This is a genomic window from Sinorhizobium psoraleae (assembly GCF_013283645.1).
Lineage (GTDB): Bacteria > Pseudomonadota > Alphaproteobacteria > Rhizobiales > Rhizobiaceae > Sinorhizobium > Sinorhizobium psoraleae.
Map to the genome: position 1 here is coordinate 1,160,563 of NZ_JABEKV010000001.1, position 12,132 is coordinate 1,172,694.

The following is a 12,132-nucleotide window of genomic DNA, read 5'->3' on the forward strand; positions in this document are numbered from 1 at the left end:
TTCCTGGTCCGCGCTGAAGTCGCTTCGCATCGCCGATGGGCGATATGGATCCAAAGAAAGACGCCGCATCTTGAGGGATGCGGCGCCGGATTGATCGGGGCGGATGCGGTCACAGGCCTTGGTGCCGTCACGCCATCTGCATGGCGCCGGGGCCTGGGATCGCCTTCGGCGGCACCTTGCCCATGATGATCATGCCGAGCACCTCGTCCTTGGTCACGTCCTCGGTGCGGGCGTGGCCGACGACCTGGCCGTTCTTCATCACTGATACGCGATCGGCGAGGTCGAAGACGTCGTGAATGTCATGGCTGATCAGAAAGATGCCGATGCCTTCGCGCTTCAGCTGCTTGATGAGCTCGCCGACCTGGGCGGTTTCTTGCGGTCCGAGGGCCGCGGTCGGCTCGTCCATGATAAGGATGCGGGCGTTGAAGAGGATCGCCCGGGCGATCGCCACCGATTGCCGCTGGCCGCCGGAAAGCGCCTTCACCGGTTCCTTGAAGCGCTGGAAGTTCGGGTTAAGGCGGCCCATCACCTCGCGCGCCTTCGCCTCCATCGCCACATCGTCGAGCGTTCCCCAGGGGGTGCGGAGCTCCCGGCCGAGATAGAGATTGGCGGCAGCGTCGACATTGTCGGCGACGGCGAGCGTCTGGTAGATCGTCTCGATGCCGTATTTCTTGGCGTCGCGCGGATTGTGGATGTCCGCCGGTTCGCCATTGATCAGGATCTCGCCGGCATCGCGCCGGTAGGCGCCGGAAAGAATCTTGATCAGCGTCGACTTGCCGGCGCCGTTGTGGCCGAGCAGGGCGACCACTTCACCCGGATAGAGATCGACGGAAGCGTTGTCCACCGCGTGGATGCCGCCGAAGGAGATGGAAATGTTCTTCATTTCCACAAGCGGAGTGCGTTGTTCACTCATCATTCGTACTCCTGATTATTTTGCGCGGGCGCGATAGACGGTGTCGAGCCAGACGGCGGTCACCAGCACGACACCGACGACGATCCGTTGGAGCGGGCTGTCGATGCCGACGAGCACCATGCCGGACTGCAGCGACTGCATGACGAGTGCGCCGAGCATGGCGCCCGCGATCGTACCCATGCCGCCGGCAAGCGAGGTGCCGCCGATGACGGCCGCGGCGATCGTGTAGAGTTCATCGAGCTCCCCTTGCGCGTTGGTGGCGGCGTTGAGGCGCGCCGTGGAGATCGCGGCGGCAACGGCACAGAGCATGCCCATCAGCGCGAAAATCCTTACCGTCACCCAGCGCGTCTTGATGCCGGCAAGCTCGGCGGCTTCCGGATTGCCGCCGATTGCGAAGACGTAGCGGCCGAAGCGCAGACGCGTGGCGATGAAGGTCATGACGATGCCGATCAGGATGGCGATCAGCACCGGAATGGCGATGCCATGGGCGATGAAGAGGCCGCCTTCCGGCCAGGCGATGCCGTTGGCTTCGGCGTATTTACGGGCGATGTTGGCCGGCCAGGGATAGCTATTCGCGACCGCCACTGCGCCGAGGACGAGGGCGCAGCCAATTCCCGACAGGAAATACTCGGCCCAGACCGGGCGGCGCGGAAAGCCGAAGCGTTTGCGCTGCTTGCGCGAGTGGACAATGCTGGCGACGATTGCGACGCAGGCGAGAAGGCCGACGATCCAGCTGGCTGTCGCGCCGATCGACCCTTCGGTGCCGCCGCCCATCAGGCGGAAGGTGGCGTCCATCGGCGCGACGGTTCGGCCGCTCGTGACGAACCAGGTGGCACCGCGCCAGACGAGCAGCCCGCCGAGCGTGACGATGAAGGACGGGACGTTGAGGAAGGCGATGATCATGCCGTGGAGCGCACCGATTGCCGCGCCGAGCGAAAGGCCTGCAAGGAGCGTGATGATCCAGGTAGCCGGATGATTGAAGCCGAGGAGCTGTGGGAGAAGCTCCGCCTGCAACACGCCCATGATCATGCCGACGAAACCGAGGATCGAGCCGACCGACAGGTCGATGTTACGCGTGACGATGACCAGCACCATGCCCGTCGCCATGACGGCGACCGACGCGGTCTGCACCGACAGGTTCCAGAGGTTTCGCGGCGTGAGAAACAAGCCACCGGACAGGAAATTGAAGCCGATCCAGATGATCAGCATCGCGCCGACCATGCCCAAGAGGCGGGTGTCGATTTCGGTGGCGCGGAAGAAGCGCTTCACCGGATTTTCCGCCGCGCTGCGCGCGCGATTAAAATGTGCGGTATTCGTCGTGTCGGCCATGGCCGCCGTCCCCCACTGTTTCCATTTGCCTATGCGGTCGTTCTACGCGCCGCGCGTCGTACCAGACGCGCAAAGGATGCTGTAGCACGTTGAATTGCTGCATGTTTTTGTCCTTGGATCGGCTACGATTCAAGGAAACATGCAGTAGCGTCGCGTTGCCGCGATCTTATCACCCGCACGCAAGACCGTCCCGACCTCGAGCAAACGCCGCAACGGGTCACGTTGCGGCGTCTGGAGGTCAATTCAATTGCCGAGCCGTCAGTTACACGCGCCGATGGTGCCGGCAGCAACGCCCTGGCAGGCCGCGTCCTTGGAAATCCAGCCGGCGTCGATGACGACGTTCAGATTGTCCTTGGTGATGGCGAGCGGCGCCAGGAAGACCGACTTCATGGCAACACCCTTCGGTCCGCCGTTGAAGGTTTGAACGCCCTCGATCTCGTCCATCGTCTTGCCGCTGGCGAGAGCCGAAGCGATTTCAGCGGCCTTCTTGCCGAGTTCACGCGCGTCCTTCCAGACGGAGACCGTCTGGGTGCCGAGCGCGACGCGGTTGAGTGCCGCAAAGTCTCCGTCCTGACCGGAAACCGGTACGGAGCCTGCGAGACCCTGTGCCGAAAGCGCGGCGATCGCGCCACCGGCCGTGCCGTCGTTCGAAGCCACGACCGCGTCGACCTTGTTGTCGTTGGCGGTCAGGAACTGCTCCATGTTCTTCTGCGCATTTTCCGGCTTCCAGCCATCGGTGTAGGCCTCGCCGACGTTCTTGACCTTGCCGCCGTCGACCGCTTCCTTCAGCACTTCCATCTGGCCGGCAAAGAGAAAGTCGGCATTCGGGTCGGACGAGGAGCCCTTGATGAAGACGAAGTTGCCCTCAGGCTTTACCTTGAAGACTTCGCGAGCCTGCATGCGGCCCACTTCCTTGTTATCGAAGGTGATGTAGAAGGCGTCCGGGTTCTCGATCAGGCGGTCATAGCCGACGACCGGAATGCCCTCGGCGGTGGCCTTTTCGATCGCAGGGGCGATCGCATCGGAATCCTGGGCGAGCACGATCAAGGCGTTTGCGCCCTGCGCGATCAGCGACTCGATGTCGGTCAGCTGCTTGGCGGCGGAAGACTGGGCATCGGCGGAGATATATTTGTCGCCGGAAGCTTCAAGCGCGGCCTTGATGGCGGCTTCGTCGGTCTTCCAACGCTCTTCCTGAAAGTTCGACCAGGAAACGCCGACGACAAGGTCTTTGGCGATCGCGGCCGAATGCATTGACGCGATGATGGCAACCCCCGCCATCAGCTTCAAAACGGATTTCATTTCATCCTCCCAATTGGTTGCGCCGTGCGCACGAACCTCCCGCACGCCTCCTCGGCCAACCCTGAAGTGCTGTCGTAAACGGGCCGCAACCAGTGCGGACTTTTTTCTCGACAGTCGAGAAAATAAATGTCAGAGTTTTAGCAGGCTGTCAACAAGGCTCCCGGCAGCGCCGCGCGTCTTTTCCGAGGTGCTCGAAAATCGCTGTAGCACTTTGAAATGCCGCCTGTTTTCATCCTTGAATCGGCTTCGATCCAGGGAAACAAGCAGGGCGCCTTGTCTTGCCGCTCAACAGATGCTTTGGAGGAGGCATGTGGTTGAAGGATCCGCCATCGACAGGGATGTGTAATGCTGACCAAGTCCAGTACTGAACTTGTACGTCAGCAGAACAGCATGCTTGTCCTTGCGGCGCTCCGCCGGAGAGGCTCCTTGTCCCACACGGAAATCGCGTCGGAAACCGCTCTCGCCTCCGCCACCGTCTCCGCCATCACCGCTGAGCTGGAACGCGCCGGGATCATCGCCAGGAGCGAACAGCATGTCCAGGGTGGCCGTGGCCGGCCGCGCGTGCTGCTCATGCCGAGACGCGACTACGGCTATGTGATCGTCGTGCGTATCTCGTCCGATATCGTGCAGTATTCGCTCGCCGACTATGGCGGCACGCTGCTCGACCGGTTCGAAGAAGCCAGAAACCACGACCTGAAGGGTACCGCGGCCTTCGGACAGATATTTGCCGCCGCGCTTGAACGGCTGCTCCAGCGCTCGCGCATCACGAAAGAAGAGGTGCTCGCCATCTCGATCAGCAGCAAGGGTCTCGTCGCCGGCGACGGGGCGCGGCTGATCTGGTCGCCGGTCTTCGGCAGCGAGGAACTCGATTTCCAAAGTCTGCTCCGGCCGGAGTGGCGGGCCAAGATCATGCTGAGCAACGAAACGCTGCTGGTCGCCCAGGCGCTGGCAGTCCGGGCCGAGGAGGGGAGGGACGACTTCAAGGCGCTTGCGGCCATATCGCTCGGCCACAGCATTGGTCTCGGCCTGGCGCGGAAAGGGCATTTCGGCGAACTCGACGTTTCGGCGCCGAATTTCGGGCACATGCTGCACACGAGTTCCGCCGGGCTCTGCCGGTGCGGTAGCCGTGGCTGTATCGAGGCAGCCGCCGGCTTCTATGGAATCCTGCGCACGGCCTTCGAGGTGCCTTCCGACACGATCCCCGCGAAATTCGTGCCGCTTTCGGAAATGGACAAGATCGCGGCCAGTGCGCGCCAGGGCCATCGGATGGCTGGATATGCCTTCCGCCAGGCCGGGATCGCTCTCGGCAACGGCATTTCCCGCCTGCTGAGCCTTTATGAGCCGATGCCGATCCTCGTCACCGGACCGGGGACGCGCTACTTCGACCTCCTGCAGAAGGGGGTGGAGGAGGGGCTTGCCCAGTCCTTGCAGGTGCGCCTGATGGGTCCGCCGGAGATCACGGTCGTGGCCGACGAGCAGCGGCTGGTTTTCGATGGTCATCTCAATCGGGCACTGAGCACGATCGATGGCGGCCTTGCCGCCGGGCACGACTAGAGGCGAGTCCCGGTACTTTTGCAATTTACAGTTATTTAGCGACTCCTTGCCAAGCTGTCCCAGGAGGCGGGGGCAGCCATGTTTTCAGTGATTGCATGCATACGCAATGATCATGACTGGCGTCTGATCGCCGTAGCGGCGATCGTTTGTCTTGCCGGCAGCATCGCCACGATGCTGCTGTTGCTGCGTGCGCAGCGCAGCGAAGGCACCCAGCGGCGCCTTTGGACCGCGGCCTGCGCCTTTGCATCCGGTGTCGGCATCTGGTCGACGCACTTCATAGCGATGCTCGCCTATGACGGGGGTATACCGATCGCCTATGAGATCCGGGGAACGACACTCTCCGTGCTGGTGGCGATCGCGGCGTCCTGGATCGCACTTGCCGTCGCACTGACCGGGACCTCCCGTTACGCTTTCGCCGTCGGCGGTTTGCTGCTTGGCCTTGGCATCGCAGCGATGCATTTCACCGGCATGCGCGCGGTCGAAACGCAAGGCCAGGTCACCTTCGATTTTACATCGACCGTTACCGCCGTCATATTCGGCACGCTCATCGCCGGCGGTGCGCTTCATGCGTTTTGGACAATGTCCGGTGTCGGGAGGCTGGTCGTGTCGACGCTCCTGCTGGTTCTGGCGATATGCGCGATGCATTTCAAGTCGATGAGCGGTGTCAGCCTGGTGCCGGATCCGAGCATTGCGGCCGCGGATGTATTCGATCCCGCCTGGCTTGCCGGGGGCGTGATCGCCGCATCGACGACACTCATCCTCATGGCTTTCGGCGCGCTTTTTCTCGACAGGCACCTCACGGATCTTCGCGGGCTCGTCAACGCGTCGCTCGACGGCATGATGATCGTGCGCGATGACGAAATCATCGATGTGAACGAGCGCTTTGCCGATCTTTGCGGCCGGAGTGCAAGCGAATTGGCAAGAACAAGCCCAGCGGAGCTGTTCGTGCAGGATTGCGAGCGGCCGGTGGATCGCCCGGCGTTCGGCGGATCATGCGAACTCGAGCTGCTTCACGCGGATGGGAGGCGAATCCCCGTCGAATATATCTGCCGCACGATCGAATACCGGGGCCGGGAGTGCGACGTGATTTTCGTGCGCGATCTCAGTCAACGCAAGGAGGCGGAACGCACGATCGAGCACCTTGCGCATCATGATGCGCTAACGGACCTTTCGAACCGCAGTTCGTTCGACCGCCGCATGGCGCAGGCAATCGCCGTGGCGAGTGCGAGGAACGAACCACTGGCCGTTCTCTGTCTCGATCTCGATCGCTTCAAGGCCGTCAACGACATTTTCGGTCACGGAGAAGGCGATCGCATTCTGCGCAAAGTGGCCGACATCCTGCGTGCAGCATGCGGGGAAGGCGATACGATCGCGCGGCTCGGCGGCGACGAATTCGCGATCATACAGCCTTCCGTCGCGCAGCCGGAGGCCTCGCGGCAATTGTCGGACCGCATTCTCGGCCTTTTCTCCGAGGAAATGGATACCAACCGCGATCCGATGGCCGTCGGCGTCAGCATCGGTGTGGCGATCTATCCGGCCGATGGGGTCACGGCGGACCGGCTTTGCAACAATGCCGATACGGCGCTTTACCGGGCGAAGCAGACCGGCAAGGGTATAGCCTGCTTCTTCGACGCCGAGATGGACGCAGCCGTGCGCACACGCCGGCAGATTGAAAACGATCTCCGGCACGCGGTCGTCAGGCGGCAGCTTTTCCTCGAGTACCAACCGCTCGTCGACGTGCGTGACGACAGGGTTGTCGGCTACGAGGCGTTGTTGCGCTGGAGGCATCCCGATCGCGGCCTCGTCAGTCCCAGCGTTTTCATTCCGATCGCCGAGGAAAGCGGCTCGATCATCCAGATCGGTGAGTGGGTGCTCGAGCAGGCCTGTTTTGAAGCAGTCCGGTGGAACGAACCGCTGCCGATTTCAGTCAACATATCGCCGGTCCAGTTTCTGCTTCCCAACCTCTTTGATCAGATCGAAGGGATTCTGAGGCGAACCGGTCTTGAGCCGCGCCGGCTGGAGCTGGAGATCACCGAAGCAGCCTTGATGCACAACAGAGATGACGTGCTGACGACCCTCGTCCGGCTGCGGTTGCTCGGTGTGCGCATCGTCATGGACGATTTCGGAACGGGGCATTCCTCGCTCAGCAATCTGCAGACCTTCCCCTTCGACAAGCTGAAGATCGATTGTAGCTTCACCGCCGCCCTCGACAAGGATCCGGCGGCGCATGCCATCATCCGCGCGATCATCGCTCTCGGCCAGAGCCTCAACCTGCCGGTGGTGACCGAAGGCGTCGAAACCGAGCGACAGAGGCAGATCATCGTCGAAGAGGGATGTCAGCAGATACAGGGCTTCCTCTCCGGTCGCCCGGGGCGCGCGCCGAGTTCCAGCCAACAGCCCGCGCGCCACCGGTTGAAATCGGCCGAAGCGTGATTTTTCGTTGCGTGAAAACAAAGCCGGGCGTTGAGCCCGGCTGCACGTATTGTCGACGTGTCGGCCTCAGGCGATGCTGATCTGACGCTTTTCAGCAACCGACTTCACGGCCGCGTCTGCCAGCGCCAGCGCGGCGAGGCCGTCCTTGCCGGAGGGGGTGATTTCCGCACCTTTTTCGACTGCGGCGATGAAGCTCTCGATCTCGTTTGCGTAGGCTTCGGTATAGCGCGTCATGAAGAAGTCATGCAGCGGCGGGCGCGTATAGCCTTCGCCGGTAGCGATTTCGATTGAAACCGGGCGCTGGTTTTCCGCCGAGACGACACCCTTCGATCCGTGAACCTCGATGCGCTGATCGTAGCCATAGGTGGCGCGGCGCGAATTCGAGATGATCGCCTGCCTGCCTGAGGCCGTCTGCAGGATGACCGAAACGCTGTCGTAGTCGCCGGCCTCGGCGATGGCCTTGTCCACGAGCACGGCGGCGGTGGCGGTGACCGTGACGGGCTCCTCCCCGAGCAGGAAGCGCGCCATGTCGAAATCGTGGATCGTCATGTCGCGGAAGATGCCGCCGGAGCGCTTGATGTAGTCGACCGGCGGCGCACCCGGATCGCGCGAGGTGATCGTCACCATCTCGACATCGCCGATGCGGCCGTCGTCGATCGCCTTGCGCACCGCCATGAAATGCGGGTCGAAGCGGCGGTTGAAGCCGACCATCAGCTTTGCCTTGGTTTTCGACACGACCTTGAGGCAATCCTTAACCCGCTCGACATCAAGATCGATCGGCTTCTCGCAGAAGATCGCCTTGCCGGCGCGGGCGAAGCGCTCGATCAGGTCGGCATGCGTATCGGTCGGCGTGCAGATGACGACTGCATCGATATCGGCGGCGCTCTCGATCGCCTCGATCGTGCGCACCTCGCAACCATAAGTCTTGGCAATGGCGTCCGCCGCAGCCGGGAAAGCGTCGGCAACCGCCACGAGGACGGCGTCGGGATTGCCGCTGACGGCTTTCGCGTGAACCTTGCCGATACGCCCGGCGCCCAGAAGACCAAATCTCACAGTCATTTTCGTCTCTCTCGAAATCCGGTCGCAACCGGAAGGGGGCGCGATGATTGACGCTCATTGCGCAAAGGCGTCGCGGGCCGTGTGGCCCGCGTATGTGTCAAGGAGTGTAACGATGATTGAAGTCGCCGCAGACCGCGGCGAGGTGCGCCTCTCTCCCTTGCCTCCGCCCTGATTCTCCCGCTTGCGCCAATTTCGCGCGTAAAGCGGAATGAAAAGGCCAAATTCTTTAGTTACGGAATTTTTATTCTATTTCTGCTGCGGCCGTCAAGAGCTGGTTTGTGGCGGACACTTGCGGGCGCGGCCAATTTGCCCCTACAAGGGAGGCCAATTGCACGTCGGCTGAGAGACAGGATGCTCAAATTCATCGATCCGGACCACCCTTTTTATCGGCCCTTGTGGATCCGTCTGTTGATCGTCGCCTTCTGCGCCGCGTGGACGGCGGTCGAGTTCAGCAACGGACAGACGGTGTGGGGCATGATCTTCCTGGCCGTAACCGCCTATGCCGGCTGCGCCTTGCTCGTCTTCTACAAGCCGAAGCAACCAGCCGATGACAAGACCGACACGGGTGACGCCCCTAAATGAAGGTCATGTCGACCTGTTGTCGCGCGGCAATCTTCGCGACGCTTCGTCGATCAGCATGTTGGCGAGCTTCATCCGGGCGGTGGCGTTGGCCCTGAACTCCGCCGGCAACCGGTCCGGATGGTTTGCGGCGGCGAAACGCCGTCGTTTGGCAGCAAGCGTCGTCGCGGTTTCCTGCTCCTCAAACGCAAGTTCGGCCGCGACCTCGGCAAGGCTGGTGCGTTCCAGGTACTCGGGCATCACCGGTGGCTGCGTCATCTCGGCCGGTGCAATCTCACTGTAGGCATGCGCCACGGCGTCGAATGCGGCTACGGACGGCGAGGTGTCGATGACGAAACCTTGCGGGAAGCCCGCTATTCCGTGCCGGAATGCCTGTTCGCCGACGTCCTCGTCGGAGGTTCCGGCCTGCTGCTCCGCCTTCAGTCTCTCGAGCACCGACTGGAACACCGACATGCCGAACATGACGTCGCCTTCTCAAAAACACATTCATTCAAGGCGAACCGCTTTGCGGGCGCCCGGACGAAGCACCGGTTTTGGCGATCCTGCCCGATGAGGGTTATGCGGGCCTGATCACGCTCTGCTTTGTTTCAGGATGAGGTCGTAAAGCAGCTTTGCGCTCGGGGGCAGGGCGCGGCCTTCTGCGGTGATGAGCCCGTAGGGCTTGATGCGGATGGGGAATTGCGTCTGCAGCACGCGAATATCGCCGGCGGGCGTCCCGTTACCGGCCACGAGGTTCGCGACGTCGAGGGCGACAGGGGCGATCGCGTTGGTGTTTCGGACGATCGACAGCGTCAGGATGATCGACGACGTGTTGATGACGGTCGCCGGCAGCCGGACGCCGGCGGAGACGAAGCTGTCCTCCACGGCACGGCGCAACAACGTGCCCGGCGGCTGGAAAACCCAGTCGTAGCCCGGCAAGTCGTCGGCATTGGCGGATGGCTTGTCGAGCAGGGGATGGCCCTCGCGAACGATAAGGCAGACTTCCTCGAAGCCGATCTCAACCAGATTGAAGAGACGCGGATTGAGATCGTCCGGGATGCGGCCGACGACGAAGTCGTGGCGTGCCGCCAGGAGCTCGCGTGTCAGCACATTGCTGTTATCGATCTGCACATTGATCTCGATGCCGGGATAGGCGGTCGAGACCTGGCGGATGGCTGGTACGGCTAGATTGAGGGCGGGGCCGGTCACCGAGCCCAGCGATACCGAACCGCCGCTGCCGGTCTTCAATTCATTGATCTCGCGGGCGGCCTCGCGCAGTTCGAGAAAGATCGTGCGTGCCCGCCGTGCAAGCGCCTCGCCATAACGGGTCAGTTCGACGCCGCGCGCGACGCGTTCGCAGATCGGCGCCTTCATGATTGCTTCGATCTCGGCCAGCATGCGCGATGCCGCCGGTTGCGAAATGCCGAGCGAATCCGCTGCCGTGCTGATGCGACGGTGATCTTCGATCGCCAGGATGAGTCTCAGATGATTGATCTTCAGCCCGGACCGCAACAGGCCGGTATCGAGGAGCTCGTCCGCCATGCCGATGGCGTTCGCCCTGCTGTCCACTGTCACGACACGGTTCCGTTTTCATAAAGTTTCAATAATCACACTCTTTTTGCGTGGTATACCAATTATGATATGCATGCAAATCGATATTGTATTTGACAGTTATGTCGATTGATTCCAGTTTCCCTTCGATGCGCCAGTGCATGCGGGAGTATGTGGGGCCGGGAGGGCTTTCCTTCACCTTGAACCACCGCCGGGGACCAGCTCTCCGCGCCGGTGGATCGCTGCGCATAAGACGGGGCCTGCCGGCTTCAACACTTAGGGAGAGATCTGATGAAATTGATTACTTCGCTTCTCGCAGCCGCGGCGATTTCCGTCGCGTCCTTCGCTGCGCCGGTTTTCGCGCAGGACAAGGGGACGGTCGGCATCTCCATGCCGACCAAGACGTCGACGCGCTGGATCTCCGATGGCGAGACCATGGAGAAGCTTTTCAAGGAAGCCGGCTACACGCCGGACCTGCAGTTCGCCGATGACGATATTCCGAACCAGCTCGCCCAGATCGAGAACATGGTCACCAAGGGCGCCAAGGTCCTCGTGATCGGCGCCATCGACGGCACGACGCTCTCCGACATCCTGCAGAAAGCAGCCGACGCCGGCGTCAAGGTCATCGCTTACGACCGTCTGATCCGCGACTCGGGCAATGTCGATTATTACGCGACCTTCGACAACTTCCAGGTCGGCGTGCTCCAGGCGACGTCGCTCGTTGAAGGCCTGAAGCTCGACGGCGCCACCGAGCCGAAGAACATCGAACTTTTCGGCGGTTCGCCGGACGACAACAACGCCTTCTTCTTCTATGACGGCGCGATGTCGGTTCTGCAGCCGCTGATCGACAGCGGCAAGATTGTCGTGAAGTCCGGACAGGTGGGTATGGATCAGGTCGGCACCCTGCGTTGGGACGGTGCCGTTGCTCAGGCCCGCATGGAAAACCTGCTGTCGTCCACCTACACCGATGCCAAGGTCGATGGCGTTCTCTCGCCCTATGATGGCCTCTCCATCGGCATCATTTCGGCTCTGAAGGGCGTCGGCTATGGCTCCGGCGACATGCCGATGCCGATCGTCACCGGTCAGGATGCGGAACTGCCGTCGGTCAAGTCGATCCTTGCCGGTGAACAGTATTCGACCGTCTTCAAGGACACCCGCGAACTCGCCAAGGTCACGGTCAACATGGTCAACGCGATCATGGATGGCAAGGAGCCGGAAGTGAACGATACCAAGACCTATGAAAACGGTGTCAAGGTCGTTCCGTCCTACCTCTTGAAGCCTGTTTCGGTGAACAAGTCCAACGCCAAGGAAGTCCTTGTCGGCTCGGGCTATTACACCGAAGACCAGATCAACAACTGATCCCGTCGAACATGGAGGGTCCGCGATCCGTTGCGGACCCTTTTATCTGGGCGAGGGAGTATGTAATCTCTCGCAGA

Annotated in this window: 10 protein-coding genes; 4 read left to right on the forward strand and 6 right to left on the reverse strand. The window is 61.8% G+C overall.

The genetic code is table 11. The features are described from left to right. Window positions 1-127 precede the first annotated feature (127 nt). The 3 genes from ILFOPFJJ_RS05350 to xylF all read right to left on the reverse strand — a co-directional run bounded on the left by ILFOPFJJ_RS05350 (window position 128) and on the right by xylF (window position 3,541). Entirely contained in the window at window positions 128-913 is a 786-nt protein-coding gene (locus tag ILFOPFJJ_RS05350; protein ID WP_173509494.1) for an ATP-binding cassette domain-containing protein, read from the reverse strand. 15 nt (window positions 914-928) lie between these two features. Beyond that, on the reverse strand, window positions 929-2,242 hold the full coding sequence (locus tag ILFOPFJJ_RS05355) for a sugar ABC transporter permease (protein ID WP_173509495.1): 1,314 nt from the start codon (window positions 2,240-2,242) through the stop codon (window positions 929-931). A 258-nt stretch (window positions 2,243-2,500) separates the two neighbouring features. Then, window positions 2,501-3,541 carry a D-xylose ABC transporter substrate-binding protein gene (gene xylF, locus ILFOPFJJ_RS05360; RefSeq protein ID WP_173509496.1) on the reverse strand — a complete coding sequence of 347 codons (1,041 nt, stop codon included), beginning with the start codon at window positions 3,539-3,541 and terminating at the stop codon, window positions 2,501-2,503. A 345-nt stretch (window positions 3,542-3,886) separates the two neighbouring features. Between xylF and ILFOPFJJ_RS05365 the strand changes: the two genes are divergently transcribed. Both ILFOPFJJ_RS05365 and ILFOPFJJ_RS05370 read left to right on the forward strand, forming a co-directional pair. After that, window positions 3,887-5,095, forward strand: a complete 1,209-nt coding sequence (locus ILFOPFJJ_RS05365) for an ROK family transcriptional regulator (RefSeq protein ID WP_173509497.1) — start codon at window positions 3,887-3,889, stop codon at window positions 5,093-5,095. A gap of 78 nt (window positions 5,096-5,173) precedes the next feature. Next, the gene (locus tag ILFOPFJJ_RS05370; RefSeq protein ID WP_173509498.1) at window positions 5,174-7,528 is read left to right on the forward strand and encodes a bifunctional diguanylate cyclase/phosphodiesterase; all 2,355 of its coding nucleotides are present in this window, start codon (window positions 5,174-5,176) and stop codon (window positions 7,526-7,528) included. Between the two features lie 66 nt (window positions 7,529-7,594). Here the strand turns inward: ILFOPFJJ_RS05370 and iolG are convergent, their stop codons facing one another. After that, on the reverse strand, window positions 7,595-8,587 hold the full coding sequence (gene iolG / locus ILFOPFJJ_RS05375; RefSeq protein ID WP_173509499.1) for an inositol 2-dehydrogenase: 993 nt from the start codon (window positions 8,585-8,587) through the stop codon (window positions 7,595-7,597). A gap of 351 nt (window positions 8,588-8,938) precedes the next feature. On the opposite strand from iolG, the gene ILFOPFJJ_RS05380 reads away from it, so the two are divergent. Beyond that, window positions 8,939-9,169: a hypothetical protein gene (locus tag ILFOPFJJ_RS05380; protein ID WP_173509500.1), complete on the forward strand. Its 231-nt coding sequence runs from the start codon at window positions 8,939-8,941 to the stop codon at window positions 9,167-9,169. A gap of 3 nt (window positions 9,170-9,172) precedes the next feature. Here ILFOPFJJ_RS05380 and ILFOPFJJ_RS05385 read toward each other — a convergent pair whose 3' ends face one another. Together ILFOPFJJ_RS05385 and ILFOPFJJ_RS05390 are read right to left on the reverse strand one after the other, a co-directional pair. Continuing rightward, window positions 9,173-9,628: a hypothetical protein gene (locus ILFOPFJJ_RS05385; protein WP_173509501.1), complete on the reverse strand. Its 456-nt coding sequence runs from the start codon at window positions 9,626-9,628 to the stop codon at window positions 9,173-9,175. A gap of 108 nt (window positions 9,629-9,736) precedes the next feature. Continuing rightward, window positions 9,737-10,687: a LysR family transcriptional regulator gene (locus tag ILFOPFJJ_RS05390; RefSeq protein WP_173510161.1), complete on the reverse strand. Its 951-nt coding sequence runs from the start codon at window positions 10,685-10,687 to the stop codon at window positions 9,737-9,739. Window positions 10,688-10,987: 300 nt separating this feature from the next. Between ILFOPFJJ_RS05390 and chvE the strand changes: the two genes are divergently transcribed. Continuing rightward, a complete protein-coding gene (gene chvE, locus ILFOPFJJ_RS05395) occupies window positions 10,988-12,055 on the forward strand; it encodes a multiple monosaccharide ABC transporter substrate-binding protein (protein WP_173509502.1) in 1,068 nt (355 codons plus the stop codon). Window positions 12,056-12,132 lie beyond the last annotated feature (77 nt).